This is a genomic window from Pseudomonas sp. YQ_5 (genome assembly GCF_043103305.1).
Classification (GTDB): Bacteria; Pseudomonadota; Gammaproteobacteria; order Pseudomonadales; family Pseudomonadaceae; genus Aquipseudomonas; species Aquipseudomonas putida_Y.
Genome location: NZ_JBICJS010000121.1, coordinates 35,224 through 54,422 on the forward strand (window position 1 = coordinate 35,224; position 19,199 = coordinate 54,422).

11 protein-coding genes and 1 pseudogene are annotated in these 19,199 nt (G+C 62.1%); 7 read left to right on the forward strand and 5 right to left on the reverse strand.

All coding sequences use genetic code 11. From position 1 onward, the window contains the following. Positions 1 to 131: 131 nt before the first annotated feature. The 3 genes from glgB to ACF8EA_RS26005 form a co-directional block, all read right to left on the reverse strand. Positions 132 to 2,342 (reverse strand): 1,4-alpha-glucan branching protein GlgB, encoded by a 2,211-nt coding sequence (glgB, locus tag ACF8EA_RS25995; RefSeq protein ID WP_392523752.1) that lies wholly within the window; start codon positions 2,340 to 2,342, stop codon positions 132 to 134. After that, on the reverse strand, positions 2,339 to 5,659 hold the full coding sequence (gene treS / locus ACF8EA_RS26000) for a maltose alpha-D-glucosyltransferase (RefSeq protein WP_392523753.1): 3,321 nt from the start codon (positions 5,657 to 5,659) through the stop codon (positions 2,339 to 2,341). The genes glgB and treS overlap by 4 nt, the downstream gene beginning before the upstream one ends. A gap of 154 nt (positions 5,660 to 5,813) precedes the next feature. Continuing rightward, positions 5,814 to 7,832, reverse strand: coding sequence for an alpha-1,4-glucan--maltose-1-phosphate maltosyltransferase (locus ACF8EA_RS26005; RefSeq protein WP_392523755.1), 2,019 nt, complete (start codon positions 7,830 to 7,832; stop codon positions 5,814 to 5,816). 139 nt (positions 7,833 to 7,971) lie between these two features. Here ACF8EA_RS26005 and ACF8EA_RS26010 point away from each other — a divergent pair, with 139 nt between their 5' ends. Together ACF8EA_RS26010 and ACF8EA_RS26015 are read left to right on the forward strand one after the other, a co-directional pair. Then, positions 7,972 to 8,133, forward strand: coding sequence for a hypothetical protein (locus ACF8EA_RS26010; RefSeq protein ID WP_015271006.1), 162 nt, complete (start codon positions 7,972 to 7,974; stop codon positions 8,131 to 8,133). A 517-nt stretch (positions 8,134 to 8,650) separates the two neighbouring features. Further along, positions 8,651 to 9,502 (forward strand): RHS repeat-associated core domain-containing protein, encoded by an 852-nt coding sequence (locus tag ACF8EA_RS26015; RefSeq protein WP_392523757.1) that lies wholly within the window; start codon positions 8,651 to 8,653, stop codon positions 9,500 to 9,502. A 79-nt stretch (positions 9,503 to 9,581) separates the two neighbouring features. On the opposite strand, the pseudogene ACF8EA_RS26020 reads toward ACF8EA_RS26015, so the two are convergent. Further along, a pseudogene (locus ACF8EA_RS26020) lies at positions 9,582 to 10,013 on the reverse strand (AMP-binding protein); the annotation flags it as partial. 331 nt (positions 10,014 to 10,344) lie between these two features. Here ACF8EA_RS26020 and ACF8EA_RS26025 point away from each other — a divergent pair. Next, positions 10,345 to 11,211 (forward strand): RHS repeat-associated core domain-containing protein, encoded by an 867-nt coding sequence (locus tag ACF8EA_RS26025; RefSeq protein WP_392523758.1) that lies wholly within the window; start codon positions 10,345 to 10,347, stop codon positions 11,209 to 11,211. A gap of 255 nt (positions 11,212 to 11,466) precedes the next feature. Here ACF8EA_RS26025 and ACF8EA_RS26030 read toward each other — a convergent pair whose 3' ends face one another. Next, a complete protein-coding gene (locus ACF8EA_RS26030) occupies positions 11,467 to 13,149 on the reverse strand; it encodes an AMP-binding protein (protein ID WP_392523759.1) in 1,683 nt (560 codons plus the stop codon). Between the two features lie 323 nt (positions 13,150 to 13,472). Here ACF8EA_RS26030 and ACF8EA_RS26035 point away from each other — a divergent pair, with 323 nt between their 5' ends. Genes ACF8EA_RS26035 through ACF8EA_RS26050 form a run of 4 tightly spaced genes read left to right on the forward strand, consistent with a single transcriptional unit; the run spans position 13,473 to position 19,031 of the window. Continuing rightward, a complete protein-coding gene (locus tag ACF8EA_RS26035) occupies positions 13,473 to 14,636 on the forward strand; it encodes an isovaleryl-CoA dehydrogenase (RefSeq protein WP_003251317.1) in 1,164 nt (387 codons plus the stop codon). Between the two features lie 19 nt (positions 14,637 to 14,655). Then, positions 14,656 to 16,263, forward strand: coding sequence for a carboxyl transferase domain-containing protein (locus tag ACF8EA_RS26040; RefSeq protein WP_021782113.1), 1,608 nt, complete (start codon positions 14,656 to 14,658; stop codon positions 16,261 to 16,263). A gap of 3 nt (positions 16,264 to 16,266) precedes the next feature. After that, positions 16,267 to 17,082 (forward strand): gamma-carboxygeranoyl-CoA hydratase, encoded by an 816-nt coding sequence (locus ACF8EA_RS26045; protein ID WP_392523761.1) that lies wholly within the window; start codon positions 16,267 to 16,269, stop codon positions 17,080 to 17,082. Continuing rightward, a complete protein-coding gene (locus ACF8EA_RS26050) occupies positions 17,079 to 19,031 on the forward strand; it encodes an acetyl/propionyl/methylcrotonyl-CoA carboxylase subunit alpha (protein WP_392523762.1) in 1,953 nt (650 codons plus the stop codon). Before ACF8EA_RS26045 ends, ACF8EA_RS26050 begins: the two co-directional genes overlap by 4 nt. Positions 19,032 to 19,199: the final 168 nt, after the last annotated feature.

Sequence of the window (19,199 nt, forward strand, 5' to 3'; positions counted from 1 at the left end):
TAGGAGCGGGTTCACCCGCGAAAGGGCCGGGCCTGCCGGCCAATTTCCAAAGGCCATTCACGGTTGCCGCCGCTACCGGATTCGCGGGTAAACCCGCTCCTACAGGCGAAAAGGCCAGTGCGGTCAACCGATCAGGCGGGCTTCATGATCAACACCCCCAGCGGCGGCAGGTTCAGGGCCAGCGATAATGGCTGCCCGTGGCTGGCCACTGCTTCACTGGCCACCGCCCCCAGATTACCCACGTTCGACCCGGCATACAGCTCGGCATCACTGTTCAGCAGCTCCTGCCAACGCTCGCCGAACGGCACGCCAATGCGATAGCCCTCACGGGGTACCGGGGTGAAGTTGGCCACCACCAGCACCGGCTCGCCGCTGCTGCTCCAGCGCAGCCAGGCGTACACGCTGTTCTGCGCGTCGTCACCGATCAGCCACTGGAAGCCCTGCGGCTGGCAATCCTGCTCGTGCAACGCCGGCTCTTCGCGGTACAGGCGGTTGAGGTCGCCCACCAACCGCTGCACACCCTGGTGCTCGGGGTACTGCAGCAGGTACCAGTCCAGTTCGCTGTCGTGGTTCCACTCACGCCACTGGCCGAACTCGCAGCCCATGAACAGCAGCTTCTTGCCCGGGTGTGCCCACATGAAGGTGAGGTAGGCGCGCAGGTTGGCGAACTTCTGCCAGCGGTCGCCGGGCATCTTGTCGATCAGCGAGTGCTTGCCGTGCACCACTTCATCATGGGAGATGGGCAGGATGAAGTGCTCGGAATAGGCATAGATCAACCCGAAGCTCATCTCATTATGGTGGTAGGTGCGGTGCACCGGGTCGTTCTGGATGTAGTGCAGGGTGTCGTGCATCCAGCCCATGTTCCACTTGTAGGCAAAGCCCAGGCCGCCCTGTTGGGTGGGCTGGCTGACCCCAGGCCAGGCGGTGGACTCCTCGGCGATGATCAGCGCGCCCGGGGCCTCGTGGGCAGCCACGCCGTTGAGGTGGCGGATGAAGTCGATGGCTTCCAGGTTCTCGCGCCCACCGTGGCGGTTGGGGACCCACTCGCCGGCCTTGCGCGAGTAGTCGCGGTATAGCATCGAGGCCACCGCATCGACGCGCAGGCCGTCGATGTGGAAATGCTTCAACCAGTGCAGCGCCGAAGCCATCATGAAGCCGCGTACCTCGTTGCGGCCGAGGTTGTAGATCAGTGTGTTCCAGTCCTGGTGGTAGCCTTCCAGTGGGTTGTCGTATTCGTACAGAGCCGTGCCGTCGAAACGCGCCAGGCCATGTTCGTCAGTGGGGAAATGCGCCGGCACCCAGTCCAGCAGTACACCGATGCCCCCTTGGTGGCAGGCGTCGATGAACGCGGCGAAATCTTCGGCACTGCCGTAGCGCGAGGTGGGCGCGAACATCGACAGTGGTTGATAGCCCCAGGAGCCGCCGAACGGGTGTTCCATGATCGGCAGCAGCTCGATGTGGGTAAAGCCCAGTTCCTGCACATAGGGCACCAGCCGCTCGGCCAGTTCGCGCCAATTGTAGAAACGCCCGATTTCCCCCGCTTCGTCCAGCTCGCAGCGCCATGACCCAGGGTGCAGTTCGTAGATCGACAATGGCGCGTTGTAGGCGTGGCGCTGGGCGCGTTGCGCCATCCAGTCATGGTCCTGCCAGGCGTGGCTGAGTTCACCGGCTACCTTGGACGCCGTGCTCGGCGGCAGCTCGGTGGCACGGGCCAGCGGGTCGGCCTTCAGCGGCAGTATGCCGTCCTTGCCGAGCACTTCGAACTTGTAGGTTTCGCCCACGCCCAGACGCGGAATGAACAGCTCCCATACCCCGGCGCTGTGGCGCAGGCGCATGGGGTGGCGGCGGCCATCCCAGTTGTTGAAATCACCCACCACCGACACCCGCCGGGCATTCGGTGCCCAGACCGAGAAACACACGCCGTCGATGCCATCGACCTGAGTCGGCTGGGCACCGAAGCGCCCGGACAAATCGCGGTGATTGCCTTCAGCGAACAGGTGAAGGTCCATGTCACCCAGTTGCGGGCCGAAGCTGTAGGGGTCTTCGGTAACCTGTTCGCCACCGGCCCAGACGATATGAAGCTGGTAGGGTTGTGCCTCATCGAGGTGCGCGCTGAACAACCCGGGCAGGCTGCCCTGCTCCATTTCGGCAAGTACCCGCCCGTCATCCCGGGCCTGGACGCGCACTTTCAGGGCATTGGGCAGAAAGGCGCGGACCACCTGCCCGCCCGCGCCGTCGCCGTGGGGGCCGAGTACCGCAAAAGGATCGGCGTGTTCGGCGCGGGCCAGGGCGTCGAGGTCCCGTTGCCGAAGGCCACCGTTTTCACGCGTTGTAACGTTCATTCTGACTCTCCCCAGGTACTGATCAGTCCATGCAGACCATGCAAAGGCACGGCCAGCCAGCTCGGACGGTTTTCGGCTTCGTATGTAATCTCGTAGGCGGCTTTTTCCAGGCAGAACAGCTCCAGTGCCGCGCGCTCGCCCTCGGCGTGCTGCCAGGCGTGGGGCATGGCGGCGGTGGCCAGGCCATAGGCTTCGACAAAGGCATGCCGGGACTGGTGCAGGTACTGCCGGGCAACCCGCTGCCGGGCTTGCCGCGCCGGCTCGGAAAGGTCCACCGCAGACGCGCTGCGCAAGATCATCGCAGCAGCATAGTCGAAGGATCGCAGCACGCCGCTGACATCCTTGTAGGGGCTGTGTTTTGCCCGGCGCTCTTCAAGTGGCCGGGCAGGCTCGCCTTCAAAATCGATGAGGTAGGCATCACCCTGCACCACCAGCACCTGGCCCAGGTGCAGGTCGCCGTGCACACGCATCAGCAGGCCACCCTGGGCCTGCGCGGTCAGCTTGTCGATATGCTGGGCCAGGCCCTCGCGCTGTTGCTGCAGGTCGTCGACCAAGGCCTGGCTGTCGCTGTCCAGCGTGTCACGGTGCTGGGCCAGCAGGTCGAGGGCGTGGATCAGTTCGGTACTGATCTGTGCACGCCAGCGCTCGCTGTCCCGGGCATCGCTGGGGCGCGGCTGGAAGGCCGGGTCTTCGGTGGGTGCGGCCAGCAGCAGGTGCATCTCGCCCAGGCGCTGGCCAAGCAAGGCCGCAAAGCCGCTGAGTTCGGCCAATGCGTCAGTGTGCGCTTCGCCGTCGTTGCGAGTGGGCTCCATCTGGTCGCGGATGGCCCGTTCAAGGGTGTTCTGGGTCCAGCCCCAGGCATCGCCCTGGTTACTCAGGTAACCCTGGGCAATCATCAGCAGGTGCGGCGCGTGTTGCTCGTCCACCCGGCTGACCCAGGCCAGCAGCGGCGAGATATTGGCAAAGCCGGCGGCGGTCAGGTAGGCACTCATTTCCAGCTCTGGATGGATACCCGGGTTGACCCGGCGGATCAGCTTGAGCACCACGCGGTCGCCGATGACCACCGAACTGTTGGACTGCTCGGCGCTGAGGTAGCGCACTTCGCTCTCCTCGTCGAGCGCCAGGCCGGCCAGCTGCTCTGTGCATTCGAAGCGCAATTCACCCTCAGCGTCGCCACACGGCAGACGCAGGCCATCCTGGCAGGCTTGTATCACGGCGTGAATGAACGGCTCCAGGACGAAGGCGTCGGTGATCAAGCCAACCTGGTGGGTACGGCGCACCCGCGACAACGCCAGCTGCTGCGGCAGCGCGGTATGGATCTGTTCCTCACGCAGCAGGCCGAACGGTAGCTGGTAGCGGGTGGCCGTGCCGTCGCTGAGTACTTCGATTTCGCTGAGCAGCACCGGCGTGGTGGCGGTGCCGAAACGCACGCCGTAACACAGGCGCACGGCGTCGATCGGCCCTTCCTTGCCAGCGAACCAGCGGCGTTTGGGCAGGTACTGCGGCAGGATGGTGCTTTGCAGCGTATCGCTTGCGGGGGCTTGCAGCAGTTCTTCCATGCGCTTGCGCAGTACCAATGTGGTCAATTCGGGTAACCCCTCGGTGGCCTGAATGTGCCAGCTGGGCATGCGATCGCGGCTGGCCAGCAGGAACCAGTAGAAGGCATAAGGTGGCAATGTCAGCAGAAACGGCAGTTGGCCGATTGGCGGGAACGCGCTGCCGCCAAGCATCTCCACCGGTACTTTGTCGGCGTATTGTGACAATTCGAGTTCGGCAGCCTGGGCGGCGCGGGACACGTTGGCCACGCAGAGAATGACCTCGGTATTGCCGTCGGCATCGGTGTACTCGCGGATATAGGCAAGGATGCGCCGGTTGCTGGGCGTGAGGGTGCGCAGGCTGCCGCGGCCAAAGGCCTTCTGCTGCTTGCGTACCGCCAGCATGCGCCGGGTCCAGTTCAGCAGCGAATGCGGGTCGTGGCTTTGCGCCTCCACGTTGACCGTCTGGTAACCGTAGAGCGGGTCCATGATCGGCGGCAGCACCAGGCGCTGGGGGTCGGCGCGGGAAAAACCGCCGTTGCGGTCTGGCGACCACTGCATGGGAGTGCGGACGCCATCGCGGTCACCCAGATAGATATTGTCGCCCATGCCCAGTTCGTCGCCGTAATACAGGGTTGGCGTGCCGGGCATCGACAATAGCAGGCTGGTCAGCAGCTCTATGCGCCGCCGGTCACGCTGCAGCAGGGGCGCCAGGCGCCGGCGAATGCCCAGGTTGATGCGCGCGCGGCGGTCTTCGGCATAGTAGTTCCACAGGTAGTCGCGCTCGCGGTCGGTGACCATTTCCAGGGTCAGTTCATCATGGTTGCGCAAAAAGATCGCCCACTGGCAGTTGGCCGGAATTTCCGGGGTCTGGCGCAGGATGTCGGTGATCGGGAAGCGGTCTTCCATGGCCAGGGCCATGTACATGCGCGGCATCAACGGAAAGTGGAAAGCCATATGGCATTCGTCGCCGTCACCTTCGCCGAAGTACGGGCGCGTGTCTTCCGGCCACTGGTTGGCTTCGGCCAGCAGCATGCGATCGGGGTAGTTGGCGTCGATCTCGGCGCGGATCGCCTTGAGCACCTCGTGGGTTTCGGCGAGGTTCTCGTTGTTGGTGCCGTCGCGCTCGATCAGGTAAGGGATCGCGTCCAGGCGCAGGCCATCTACACCCAGGTCGAGCCAGAAGCGCATGACGCCGATCACCGCCTTGAGTACCTGCGGGTTATCGAAGTTGAGGTCCGGCTGGTGCGAGTAGAACCGGTGCCAGAAGTACTGGCCGGCGACCGGGTCCCAGGTCCAGTTGGACTTTTCGGTATCGAGGAAGATGATGCGCGTACCGTCGTACTTCTGGTCGTCGTCCGACCACACGTAGAACTCGCGCGCCTTGCTGCCGCGCTTGGCGTGGCGGGCACGCTGGAACCACGGGTGCTGGTCGCTGGTGTGGTTGATGACCAGCTCGGTGATCACCCGCAAGCCGCGCTTGTGGGCCTCGGCGATGAAACGGCGGGCGTCGGCCATGCTGCCATAGTCGGGATGCACGGCCTTGTATTCGGCGATGTCGTAGCCGTCGTCACGGCGTGGCGATGGGTAGAACGGCAGCAGCCACAGGGTGTTGACGCCCAGCTCGGCAATGTAGTCGAGCTTGCTGATCAGGCCGGCGAAGTCGCCGATGCCGTCGTTGTTCGAGTCGAAGAACGACTTGATGTGCAGCTGGTAGATGACGGCGTCCTTGTACCACAGCGGGTCGTCGATGAAGGCTGCCGGGCGGGAACGCTTGGCCATGTGCGACTCCTTTCAATTGCATGTTTGCCCCTTCTTGCACCATCGCTGTGGGAGCGGGCGTGCCCGCGAATCAGCCACCGCGGTGCTTGGCACCGGCTCTGCCGGTGTTCGCGGGCATGCCCGCTCCCACAGGGGAAAAGGCTGCAGGCCGGTTTTACCCGGCTTTCTCGATGCGCCAGATGCCGAACGGCAGGTGCCAGGGCTCTATGCGCATCCATTGGGTCTTGCCGTACCACGACCAGCGGTGGCCGTTCATCAGGTCTTCACCCTGGGTTTCGGCGTTGTCGTCCAGCCCCAGCTCCCACAGTGGCAACTCGAAATGCGCCTCCTGGGCGTTGTGCGGGTCGAGGCTGATGGCCACCAGGATGTAGTTGTCACGCTCAGGCGTTCGCTTGGCGAAGTACAGGATGTTGTCGTTCCAGCAATTGAAGAAGGCCACACCTAGGTGGGTTTGCAAGGCACGGTTCTGCCGGCGGATGCGGTTGAGCTGGGCGATCTCGGCAATGATGTTGCCGGGCTGGGTGAAATCACGTGGGCGGATTTCGTACTTCTCCGAATCCAGGTATTCCTCCTTGCCCGGCAACGGCGTGCCCTCGCACAGCTCGAAGCCCGAATACATGCCCCACAAGCCTGAGCCCATGGTCGCCAGCGCCGCACGGATAAGAAACCCTGCGCGGCCTGAGGTGTGCAGGAAAAACGGGTTGATGTCCGGTGTATTGACGAAGAAGTTGGGCCGGTAGCACTGGCTCCACGGCGGCTGGTTGAGCTGCTCGAAATATTCGCGCAGCTCCTGCTTGTGGTTGCGCCAGGTGAAATAGGTATAGCTCTGTGCGTAGCCGACCTTGCCCAGGCGCGCCATCATCGCTGGCTTGGTAAAGGCTTCGGCGAGGAAGATGACGTCGGGGTGCTGGCTGCGCACATTGCCGATCAGCCATTGCCAGAACGGCAACGGCTTGGTGTGCGGGTTGTCGACGCGGAAGGTCTTCACGCCCTCCTCGACCCAGCCGACCACCACATCGCGCAGGGCCAGCCACAGCGAGGGCACGGCCTCTGGCGCATAGAAATCGACGTTGACGATGTCCTGGTACTTTTTCGGCGGGTTTTCGGCGTAGCGGATGGTGCCATCCGGACGCCAGCTGAACCAGCCCGGGTGCTCCTTGAGCCAAGGGTGGTCCTGGGAGCACTGGATGGCGAAATCGAGGGCGATTTCCAGGCCGTGTTCCGCCGCTGCGGCCACCAGACGGCGAAAGTCATCGCGGCTGCCCAGTTGCGGGTGAATGGCCTCGTGGCCGCCTTCCGGGCTGCCAATGGCATAAGGGCTGCCCGGGTCGCCCGGCTCGGCCTTGAGGGCGTTGTTGCGGCCCTTGCGATGCTGCATGCCGATGGGGTGGATGGGCGGGAAGTACAGTACGTCGAAGCCCATGTCGCGGATCATCGGCAGCCGTTCGTGCACGTCGTTGAAGGTGCCGTGGCGCTGCGGGTCGTCGGTAATGGAGCGCGGGAACAGCTCGTACCAGCTGGCGAACAGTGCGGCCGGGCGGTCGACATCAAGGGGGAAATCAGGGCTGCGGGTCAGGTAGCTGCGGTGTTCGGCTTCGCCCATAAGGCGGGCGGTGGTCGGGTCGAGAAACAAAGCCACCTGGTCATCGATACTGAGCGTGGGCAGGCGCTGCTGCAAGGCCTCTAGCGCCTCGCGCAGGGCGCCGCTGCACAGTTCGATGCCTGTGCCGAGCATCAAACGGCCTTCTTCCAATTCCAGTTTTACCTCGACGCCGGCGTGGTACTTCTTCTCCAGGTCGTGGCAATAGGTGGCAAACGGGTCGATCCAGGCCTCGATACTGAACCGGTGCGGACCCAGTTCGGTGGGGGTGAATTCGGCCTGCCACAGGTCGTTACCCGCCGACTGCATCGGCACGCAATGCCAGCGCCGGCTGTGCGCCTGACGCCAGTTAAGCATCACCGCCAGGCGGTCGTGGCCGTCGCTGTAGGCCTTGGTGCTGACTGCCACTGGCTGGCCACTGACGGCCTTGGCGGCGAAGCTGCCGGCGTCGAGCACGGGTTGGGTGTCTTCGATCACGATACGCGGCGCCAGCAGCGCCTGGGACAGGCTGATGGGCTGGTCCGGGTGATCGTTCGCCATGGGCACGCTTTCAAAGGGCTCGTTTCGTGACATCGACCTTGCTCCCTCAGGCTGGTGGCGGTAAGGGTTCAGAGCCGGGCACAGGCGGGGGGTTCAAAATAATTGAGCGAACGGCAGCTGCCAGCGGTCAGAGCCTACAGCACCTCTTCACCCACCCACGCGAGGTCAGGCCATGAACATTCCCATTCCACCGGAGACACCCGATCCCAACATCGACGACCCGAGCTTGCCGCCGCCCGTGCCGGAAGAAGAACCGGACGAGCTGCCGATCAAGCCGACCGTGCCGCCGACGGTTGGTGACCCGCCGAGTCAGGAGCCACCGGTGAAGGCTTAAGGGTAGACCACGGAACTGATATGTCTGTCAGTTGCGTTCAACTGGAGCTCGCATGATCATCGGGCCTCCTCAAACCGGAGGTGGTTGAGTCATGTCAGAAGCGCGCGATTACATCAGGTAGCACGGGATGACGTGAGGGGCCAACTTTCGCAGTTTGGCGCCGCAGGTTCATCCCGGGCAATCTGGACTATACGTTATCGCTGCTTGAATTACGCTATACGCTTAGTGTGCGGCGGTATGCACTTCGCCCAATCAGGGCAATTATTCTCGAAGCCCGCGCAACGCGGGATCTGCAGCCCCCTTTTACAACTGTTATTTTTACCAGTTTCGTAAGATCGCTGCTTGCGTTATATAAACCACACAACACCCGTCAGGAGAACGACCACCGCCTTGTTGCTCAAACTCGTGAACTCGCCGAACCGATGAACACCACCTATTCAGCCCAATAAAATTTGTCAGACGCCTCATTACTAGACTGAAGTTTTCGACAATATTGATTTTCACACGGGGTAATACCATGCCAGCCAACACTATCACCCCTGACACCCATGTCAGCTACTGCGTTTACGGGTACAGCAAAGCACTGACCCTGAAACCTCGCCTAACCGGCTTTAACGGCGCACATTTTGACCCTCACGCACATTACTACCATTTGGGACAAGGCTATCGCGCCTTCAGCCCTACACTAATGAGATTCATCTCCCCGGATCGTATTAGCCCCTTTGGACGTGGAGGAATTAATAGCTACGCCTATTGCAATGGCGATCCAGTCAACCGCACAGACCCAAGTGGAGCCGTTGCTTTCGCTCGACTCGCTCATCTCGCTTTACGCCCCCTGAATTGGGCATACAAAATCTTTTTCAAAAAACCAAATATAAACGTTAATTTTAACAAGCAGAATGTACAGCTCCCCGGCCAAAGCCCTGAAGAAACTGCACGGCTCAGATTGATAGCTATGAAAAACGGCCTACGCGTAATGGAGGGTCTTTCAGAGAAGGCCCCCCACCTAGTAGAAAAAGTAGGCCAATATTTAGCACCTGGGGATTTAACCGCGGCAGCAGCAGCCTCAGACCCCTTCAAAACCGGTATACCGCCCAGAATCGTCCACCGCATCACAACAGAAAGATATTTGAAACAAGCTGCAAACATCATGGGTGGAGAAGTAACCGACTATCGGAACGATGCCTTGCTAACCAAAGCAAACATATCCAGCCTTGACAAAATAGAAGCAGAGGTAAGAAAAATGCAAACCCCTAGTGACTTCTGGGACTCAGATCACTATATCAGCCCACATGAGCGATATAAGAAGTTAATGAGACATATAAGTATTGTCCGTGATTCCTTGCAGCATCCGGAACTCTGGTTTTAATTAGGATAGCTTGACCAAAACGGGCTAGCTGTGCCGGCCTTTCGCGGACTTTGCCCTGCGGACCGGCACCGCTACACCTTTACTCGGTCGATCCCACCATAAACTCCGCGACACTGATCTCACGCATGCGGAACTTTTGCACCTTCCCGGTCACCGTCATCGGGAAATCGTCGACAAAGCGGATATACCGCGGCACCTTGAAGTGGGCAATGCGTGCCTTGCACCAGCCCTGCAGCTCCTCGACCGTGGCGCTGTGCCCCGGGTGCAGCTTGATCCAGGCGACGATCTCTTCGCCATAGCGGCTGCACGGAATGCCGATCACCTGCGCATCGGCCACCGCCGGGTGGGTGTAGAAAAACTCTTCCAGCTCACGCGGGTAAATGTTCTCGCCGCCACGAATGATCATGTCCTTGTTGCGCCCGACGATGCGCACATAGCCCTGCTCGTCCATCACCGCCAGGTCACCCGAATGCATCCAGCCGGCCGGGTCGATAGCGTCCGCGGTGGCCTGGGTCGAGCGCGATCATTGTGTGCACGTTTAACCGCGAAATAGGGGCCGGACAGCCCAGCACATCATCCATGTTGACGCGGTTTAACTGTGCTCGCCGCTACGAGTGACCGTTACTGGATCACTGAGTCGCGACGGCTATTAAATCCATCAGTCTAGGATTTACGCAGAGATCGGTACAACTGACATTTCTGCCAGCAGCACAGGTGTTTACTTTAGCGCATGCTACCCGTGATTACCCTACTAAAAGCGGCTTGGCAGTTCATAGACCGAGGCGAAATCACAGCACTTTTAAGAAGCAAGCCGACAACTGCGCGAAGCAAAGGAGTCATGAATGCCCCCATCAACGCCACACACTCAAAGCCCTCAGTCTGTATGCTTTACCCCCTATGGCCACAGCGGGGCGATCGGCGACGCGGCCATCGTCACTGGTTTCAATGGTGTTCCGTTTGATATTCACGCCAATTGCTACCACTTAGGCCAGGGCTATCGGGCATTCTTTCCCGGGTTAATGCGATTCTCCAGCGCCGATAGGCTGAGCCCGTTTGGGCTCGGTGGACTGAACGCGTATGCCTATTGTAATGGCGACCCTGTTAACTACGGCGACCCCCAGGGCGCAGCCAGAGTGCTGATTGGGCGGGCTGGGAACACCGCTCGTTCTGGGAAGGTCACCGCGAGAGGGCAATTTGGTATTGGCAACACATCGCATGAAGTAAAATCCTATAGGAACGCAATGCGGGAGAATGAGAAGGCGCAGGTGCAGGGAGTCGAAATCGCCCTGGACCTCTTAAATCATGAAGTTGATCTATTCAATGGCGTGACAAAACATCTGAAAAGATGGGACTTTCATAGCGCCGCCCGTATAAACCCCGGCGTCCAGGAAAATCTCATCAAGGCTAGTACCAAGGCGTTTACAGACCATATGAAGGATATATTAGCCGGCCAGAAGCGACGGTATGCTGATGATGTTATTTTAACCGATACGCATAGAAAATACCTGAGCACCCTCGATTCAGCACTGATACGTGCCTACGCTCCGTACCGGGAACATCAGAGCCACTGGTACCATCCTGGGTACCATATTGAGGGGATAAGGGATACACCCCTGTTCCTAGCACAATGGGCAATAAGGGACGCTAAGTTATTGCTCGATGTCGGTGATTCACCACTTTACCGCGGAGTTAAGGATAGTCTGAAGTAGTCATACATTTCTGGCTGACTGCAGTATCTGCCGATTTCAAAAGCGCCAGGCACACCTCTGCTGCGTTGGCCAGCAAATGGAGGATGGGGGGTTCGTTCCGAACCAGTTCTACATCAGGTGCACGCGCAACATCGCCATCTTCCTGGCATGCAGTGACCTCAATATCGAGCCAATGTAATAGATCCGGAATCTGATGCTGGCATGGCTTGGCCTCATCGTGGGTTCACCCGCGAAGAGGCCGGATAACCCAGTGCATCAACCTGCAGAAACAGCCGAAATTTCTGCGACACTGATCTCACGCATCCTGAATTTTTGCACCTTGCCTGTCACCGTCATCGGGTATTCGTCAACGAAACGGATATATCGCGGCACCTTGAAGTGGGCAATGCGCGCCTTGCACCAGCCCTGCAGTTCCTCGGCCGTAGCGCTATGCCCCGGGTGCAGCTTGATCCAGGCGACGATCTCTTCGCCATAGCGGCTACACGGAATGCCGATCACCTGCGCATCGGCCACTGCCGGGTGGGTGTAGAAAAACTCTTCCAGCTCACGCGGGTAAATGTTCTCGCCGCCGCGAATGATCATGTCCTTGTTGCGCCCAACGATGCGCACATAGCCCTGCTCGTCCATCACCGCCAGGTCGCCCGAATGCATCCAGCCGGCCGGGTCGATGGCATCCGCCGTGGCCTGGGGGTTGTCCCAGTAGCCAAGCATCACGCTGTAGCCGCGGGTGCACAGTTCGCCGATCTCGCCGCGCGCGACGATGCAGCCGTCGGCGTCCACCAGTTTGTTTTCCAGCTGCGGCTGGGTGCGGCCGACGGTGGTCACGCGCAGCTCCAGATCGTCGTCCGGGCCGGTCTGCAGCGACACCGGGCTGGTTTCGGTCATGCCGTAGGCGATCTGCACTTCTGCCATGTGCATCTGGTCGATGACCCGGCGCATCACCTCGATCGGGCAGGTGGCACCGGCCATGATGCCGCTGCGCAGGGTCGACAGGTCCATGTGGGCGCGCGATGGGTGATCGAGCATGGCGATGAACATGGTCGGTACGCCATAGAGGATGGTGGCGCGCTCTTCGGCCACGGCGCGCAAGGTAAGTTCGGCGTCGAAAGCATCGTTGGGGTAGATCATGGTGCTGCCGTGGGTGATGCAGCCGAGGTTGGCCATGACCATGCCGAAGCAATGATACAGCGGCACCGGGATCACCATACGGTCGCGGGCTGTCAGGCCAAGGCTTTCACCCACCATGAAACCGTTGTTGAGGATGTTGTAGTGACTGAGCGTGGCACCTTTGGGTGCACCGGTGGTGCCGGAGGTGTACTGGATGTTTACCGGCTGGTCGAATTGCAGGCTTTGCTGACGGGCTGTGCAGGCCTCGACAGACGTCTGCCCTGCCCGCTCGGCCAAGGCGTGCCAGGGCAGGAAGCCGGCAGGCGGGTTGGCGGCCAGGCTGATGACACCACGCAACTCGGGCAGGCAATCACTGGCCAGCTCACCAGGCCGGGCGCTGGCCAGTTCAGGCACCAGCTCCTGCAGCATGGCGTGGTAATCAGACGTCTTGAAGGCTTCAGCGCAGACCAGCCAGCGGCAGCCAGACTGGCGCAACACGTACTCCAGCTCACCCACTCGGTAGGCCGGGTTGATGTTGACCAGGATGGCGCCGACCTTGGCACTGGCCAGCTGCAAGATGCACCACTGGGCGCAGTTGGGCGACCAGATGCCAACACGGTCGCCGGTGTTCACGCCCAGTGCGATCAGCGCGCGGGCGTGTATTTCGACCTGCTCGGCCAGCTGCCGCCAGCTGTAACGCAGGCCCTGGTGGCGGGACACCAGGGCCTCGCTGTCGGAACAGCGGGCCACGGTGGCATCGAAGGCCTGGCCGATGGTCTGGGTCAGCAAGGGTCGGTCCTGGCGACCGCGGGTATAGCTCGGTTGACTCATGGGTGTCCCTTCTTGTGGTTGTTTTGGGCACGGCTGAAGCAAGCGGGAATACTCTGGCGCAGATTTACGTTTACGTAAAGGTGACGAGCGGATTGACAGTGACCTTACGCAGGTTTACGTTAACGTAAAGGTGATGAACGATACCGGGATCTCCGGCATGACGCAGACCCTTGTAGGAGCGGGCTTACCCGCGAATGCGATCACCCAGCCAATGACGGTGGTCCTGCTGACGCATTCGCGGGCAAGCCCGCTCCTACAGGGGTCAGCGGTTAGCCTTTGAGCTACGGTTTACCCAATTTTCAAGAACAAGAAGGTGCCCCAGCATGCATTACCCCTCCCTGAACTTCGCCCTGGGCGAAACCATCGACATGCTCCGCGACCAGGTGCGCACCTTCGTCGCCGCCGAACTGGCCCCGCGCGCCGCGCAGATCGACCACGACAACCTGTTCCCCGCCGACATGTGGCGCAAGTTCGGTGACATGGGCCTGCTGGGTATCACCGTACCGGAAGAGTATGGTGGCGCTGGCCTGGGCTACCTGGCACATGTGGTGTCGATGGAAGAAATCAGCCGTGGCTCCGCCTCAGTGGCGCTGTCCTACGGCGCCCATTCCAACCTGTGCGTCAACCAGATCAACCGCAACGGCACCCACGAGCAGAAGCTCAAGTACCTGCCCAAGCTGATCAGCGGCGAGCACATCGGCGCCTTGGCCATGAGCGAGCCCAATGCCGGCTCCGACGTGGTGTCGATGAAACTGCGCGCAGAAAAACGCGGCGATCACTACGTGCTCAACGGCAGCAAGACCTGGATCACCAACGGTCCCGACGCCAACACCTACGTGATTTACGCCAAGACCGACCTGGACAAGGGTGCGCACGGTATCACCGCGTTCATCGTCGAGCGCGACTGGAAAGGCTTCAGCCGCAGCAACAAGTTCGACAAGCTGGGCATGCGCGGGTCCAACACCTGCGAGCTGTTCTTCGACGGCGTGGAAGTGCCGGCAGAGAACATTCTGGGCCAGCTTAACGGCGGCGTGCGCGTTCTGATGAGCGGCCTGGACTACGAACGTGTGGTGCTGTCCGGCGGCCCGACCGGCATCATGCAAAGCTGCATGGACCTGGTGGTGCCGTATATCCATGACCGCAAGCAATTCGGCCAGAGCATCGGCGAGTTCCAGCTGATCCAGGGCAAAATTGCCGACATGTACACCCAGCTGAACGCCAGCCGCGCCTACCTGTATGCCGTGGCCCAGGCGTGCGACCGCGGCGAGACCACCCGCAAGGACGCTGCCGGCGTGATCCTGTACACCGCCGAGCGTGCCACGCAAATGGCCCTGGAGGCGATCCAGATTCTTGGCGGCAACGGCTATATCAACGAATTCCCGGCTGGCCGCCTGTTGCGCGACGCCAAGCTGTACGAAATCGGTGCCGGCACCAGCGAAATCCGCCGGATGCTGATCGGCCGCGAACTGTTCAACGAAACCCGCTGAACATAAGGGACGGGCGCACATGGCTACCTTGCACACCCAGATCAACCCGCGTTCGGCAGAATTCGCCATCAACAGCGCGGCCATGCTCGAGCAGGTCCAGGCCCTGCGCGGCCTGCTCGCCCAGGTTGCCCAGGGCGGCGGGCCCAAGGCTCAGGAACGTCATACCTCACGTGGCAAGCTGCTGCCGCGCGAGCGTATCGACCGCCTGCTGGACCCGGGCTCGCCGTTCCTCGAGATCGGCCAGTTGGCCGCCCATGAGGTATACGGCGAGGACGTGCCGGCTGCGGGCGTGATTGCCGGCATCGGCCGTATCGAGGGCGTCGAATGCATGATCGTGGCCAACGACGCCACGGTAAAAGGCGGCTCGTACTACCCGCTGACCGTAAAGAAACACCTGCGTGCACAAACCATCGCCCTGCAGAACCGTCTGCCATGCATCTACCTGGTGGACTCCGGCGGCGCCAACCTGCCACGCCAGGACGAAGTGTTCCCCGACCGTGAGCACTTCGGGCGCATCTTCTTCAACCAGGCCAACATGAGCGCGCAAGGCATCCCGCAGATCGCCGTGGTGATGGGCTCGTGCACCGCTGGCGGCGCTTACGTGCCGGCCATGGCCGACGAAGCGATCATGGTGCGGCAGCAGGCGACCATCTTCCTCGCCGGGCCGCCGCTGGTAAAAGCCGCCACCGGCGAAGTGGTGAGCGCCGAAGACCTCGGCGGCGCCGATGTGCATTGCCGCACCAGCGGCGTCGCCGACCATTATGCCGACAACGACGAACACGCCCTGGCCATCGCACGACGCAGTGTGGCCAACCTCAACTGGCACAAGCTCGGCAAGCTGCAGCGGTTGGCCCCAGTGGCACCGCTGTATGCCGCCGACGAGCTATACGGCGTGGTGCCCGCGGATGCCAAGCAACCGTTCGACGTGCGCGAGGTGATCGCCCGCTTGGTCGATGGCTCGGTGTTCGATGAATTCAAGGCGCTGTTCGGCACCACTCTGGTGTGCGGCTTCGCCCACCTGCACGGCTACCCGGTGGCGATCTTGGCCAACAACGGCATCCTGTTCGCCGAAGCTGCGCAAAAAGGCGCGCACTTCATCGAACTGGCCTGCCAGCGCGGCATCCCTTTGCTGTTCCTGCAGAACATCACCGGTTTCATGGTCGGCAAGAAATACGAAGAAGGCGGCATCGCCAAGCACGGCGCCAAACTGGTCACCGCCGTGGCCTGCGCCCAGGTGCCAAAGTTCACGGTGATCATCGGCGGCAGCTTTGGCGCCGGCAACTACGGCATGTGCGGCCGCGCCTACGACCCGCGCTTCCTGTGGATGTGGCCCAACGCGCGGATTGGCGTGATGGGCGCCGAACAGGCCGCCGGGGTGCTGGCCCAGGTCAAGCGCGAGCAGAGCGAACGCAGCGGCCAGCCATTCAGCGCCGAGGATGAGGCCAGGCTCAAGCAGCCGATCCTCGACCAGTACGAACGTCAGGGCCACCCCTATTATTCCAGTGCCCGCCTGTGGGACGACGGCGTCATCGACCCGGCACAGACCCGAGACGTCCTCGGCCTGGCGTTGTCTGCCGCGCTGAACGCGCCGATCGAACAGAGCCGCTTCGGCATTTTCCGGATGTGACCCATGAGCGATTTCAGCACCCTCGAAGTGATCCGCGACCCACGCGGCTTCGCCACCCTGTGGTTAAGCCGCGAGGACAAGAACAACGCCTTCAACGCGCAGATGATCCGCGAGCTGATCGTGGCCATCGACCAGTTGGCCGAAGACGCCAGCCTGCGCTTTGTGCTGCTGCGCGGCCGTGGCCGGCACTTCAGCGCCGGTGCCGACCTGGCCTGGATGCAGCAGTCGGCACAACTGGACTTCAACACCAACCTGGATGACGCCCACGAACTGGGTGAGCTGATGTACGCCCTGCACCGCCTCAAGGCCCCGACCCTGGCCGTGGTGCAAGGCGCAGCCTTCGGCGGCGCGCTGGGCCTGATCAGCTGCTGCGACATGGCCATCGGCGCCGAAGACGCCCAACTGTGCCTGTCGGAAGTACGCATCGGCCTGGCCCCGGCGGTGATCAGCCCGTTCGTGGTCAAGGCCATTGGCGAACGCGCCGCGCGCCGCTACGCCCTCACCGCCGAGCGCTTCAGCGGCGTACGGGCCCGCGAACTGGGCCTGCTGGCCGAGGTATACCCAGCCAGCGAACTGGACGACCACGTCGAAGCCTGGGTAGGCAACCTGCTGCAGAACAGCCCACAAGCATTGCGCGCCACCAAGGACTTGCTGCGCGAAGTGGACGACGGCGAACTCAGCCCGGCCCTGCGCCGTTACTGCGAAAACACCATCGCCCGCATCCGCGTCAGCGCCGAAGGCCAGGAGGGGTTGCGTGCTTTCCTGGAAAAACGCCGCCCTGCCTGGCAAACCGTTGACAAGAAGGAGCCGCGCCCATGAGCCGCCCCGCTTTGACCACCCTGCTGGTCGCCAACCGCGGCGAAATCGCCTGCCGGGTAATGCGCACCGCCAAGGCCATGGGCCTGACCACTGTTGCCGTGCACAGCGCCACCGACCGTGACGCCCGTCACAGCCGCGAAGCCGACATCCGCGTCGACCTGGGCGGCACCAAGGCCGCCGAAAGCTACCTGCTGGTCGACAAGCTGCTGGCAGCAGCCAAGGCCAGCGGCGCCCAGGCTATCCACCCAGGTTATGGCTTTCTGTCCGAGAACGCAGGTTTCGCCCGCGCCATCGAGCAGGCCGGGCTGATATTCCTCGGCCCACCGGCCAGCGCCATCGACGCCATGGGCAGCAAATCGGCAGCCAAGGCACTGATGGAAGCGGCCGGCGTGCCGTTGGTGCCGGGCTACCACGGCGAGGCCCAGGACCTGGACACCTTCCGCGCCGCGGCCGAACGCATCGGCTACCCGGTGCTGCTCAAGGCCAGCGCTGGTGGCGGTGGCAAGGGCATGAAAGTGGTCGAGGAAGAAAGCCAACTGGCCGACGCCCTGGCCTCGGCCCAGCGAGAGGCACAGTCGTCGTTCGGCGATGCGCGCATGCTGGTGGAAAAGTACGTGCTCAAGCCGCGTCATGTCGAAATCCAGGTGTTTGCCGACCAGCACGGCAACTGCCTGTACCTTAACGAACGCGACTGCTCCATTCAGCGCCGCCACCAGAAGGTGGTGGAAGAGGCCCCTGCGCCCGGCCTGTCGCCCGAACTGCGCCAAGCCATGGGCGAAGCGGCGGTGCGTGCCGCCCAGGCTATCGGTTACGTGGGTGCTGGCACCGTGGAGTTTCTGCTTGATGCACGTGGCGAGTTCTTCTTCATGGAGATGAACACCCGCCTGCAGGTGGAACACCCGGTCACCGAGGCCATCACCGGCCTGGACCTTGTTGCCTGGCAAATTCGCGTGGCCTGTGGCGAAGCCCTGCCGATCACACAGGAACAGGTGCCGCTGATCGGCCATGCCATCGAAGTGCGCCTGTATGCCGAAGACCCGGCCAACGATTTTTTACCCGCGACCGGTAAATTGGCGCTGTACCGTGAATCGGCGCCTGGCGAAGGCCGCCGGGTGGACAGCGGGGTTAGCGAAGGCGATGTGGTGTCGCCGTTCTACGACCCGATGCTGGGCAAGCTGATTGCCTGGGGTGAAAACCGCGAACAGGCACGCCTGCGCTTGCTGACCATGCTCGACGAGTTTGCCATTGGCGGGCTGAAGACCAACATCGCCTTCCTGCGCCGCATTCTCGCGCACCCTGCGTTCGCGGCGGCAGAGCTGGACACCGGCTTCATTCCCCGCCACCAGGATGTGCTGCTACCGGCGCCACGTGCGCTGCCTGCTGGCTTTTGGGAGGCGGCAGCCGAAGCCTGGCTGCAGGGCCAGGCGGGGCATCAGCGCGATGACGATTGCCATTCGCCTTGGAGCGGGCGTAACGGCCTGCGCTTGGGCCTGCCGGCACGCAGTAGCTTGCATCTGGTAAGCGCCGGACAAGATCAGGCAGTGGCCTTGGAACGTAGCGCTGCTTCTACCTGGCAGCTGCAAGGTGAGCAGTTGGTGCATGACCAGAACGGCGTGCGTCGCCAGCATCTGGCAACCCGTCGGGGTGGCACGCTGTACCTGCACTGGGATGGCGAAATGCATGCCATCGAAGCCTTCGACCCGATTGCCGAGGCCGAAGCCAGCCACAGCCATCAGGGTGGGCTGGGTGCGCCCATGAACGGCAGTATCGTGCGGGTGCTGGTCGAACCTGGGCAGGTGGTGGAAGCCGGTACTGCGCTGGTGGTACTGGAGGCCATGAAGATGGAGCACAGCATTCGTGCGCCGCATGCCGGCACGGTGAAGGCGCTGTTCTGCCTGGAGGGGGACATGGTCAGCGAAGGGACTGTGCTGGTCGAGCTGGGTGAGTGAGGCGGGGGCGCTTGGCTTGAGTTCTGGGGTGCCTTCGAGATCGAGCGCCGCCCGCGCGGCGCATCGCGAGCTGCGCTCGCTCCTACGTTTGTTTCGGGCCAGTCATTCCTGTGGGATCTGCGCGCGTATGCCTTGGCGCTTGGCGCGATATTGCGTCGGACAAACAAA

Bases quoted from the DNA above. Each gene is read 5' to 3' on its own strand.
- ACF8EA_RS26005 (WP_392523755.1), bottom strand. From the start codon at position 7,832: ATGTCACGAAACGAGCCCTTTGAAAGCGTGCCCATGGCGAACGATCAC.
- treS (WP_392523753.1), bottom strand. From the start codon at position 5,659: ATGGCCAAGCGTTCCCGCCCGGCAGCCTTCATCGACGACCCGCTGTGG.
- ACF8EA_RS26015 (WP_392523757.1), top strand. From the start codon at position 8,651: ATGCCAGCCAACACTATCACCCCTGACACCCATGTCAGCTACTGCGTT.
- ACF8EA_RS26010 (WP_015271006.1), top strand. From the start codon at position 7,972: ATGAACATTCCCATTCCACCGGAGACACCCGATCCCAACATCGACGAC.
- ACF8EA_RS26050 (WP_392523762.1), top strand. From the start codon at position 17,079: ATGAGCCGCCCCGCTTTGACCACCCTGCTGGTCGCCAACCGCGGCGAA.
- ACF8EA_RS26030 (WP_392523759.1), bottom strand. From the start codon at position 13,149: ATGAGTCAACCGAGCTATACCCGCGGTCGCCAGGACCGACCCTTGCTG.
- ACF8EA_RS26025 (WP_392523758.1), top strand. From the start codon at position 10,345: ATGCCCCCATCAACGCCACACACTCAAAGCCCTCAGTCTGTATGCTTT.
- ACF8EA_RS26040 (WP_021782113.1), top strand. From the start codon at position 14,656: ATGGCTACCTTGCACACCCAGATCAACCCGCGTTCGGCAGAATTCGCC.
- glgB (WP_392523752.1), bottom strand. From the start codon at position 2,342: ATGAACGTTACAACGCGTGAAAACGGTGGCCTTCGGCAACGGGACCTC.
- ACF8EA_RS26035 (WP_003251317.1), top strand. From the start codon at position 13,473: ATGCATTACCCCTCCCTGAACTTCGCCCTGGGCGAAACCATCGACATG.
- ACF8EA_RS26045 (WP_392523761.1), top strand. From the start codon at position 16,267: ATGAGCGATTTCAGCACCCTCGAAGTGATCCGCGACCCACGCGGCTTC.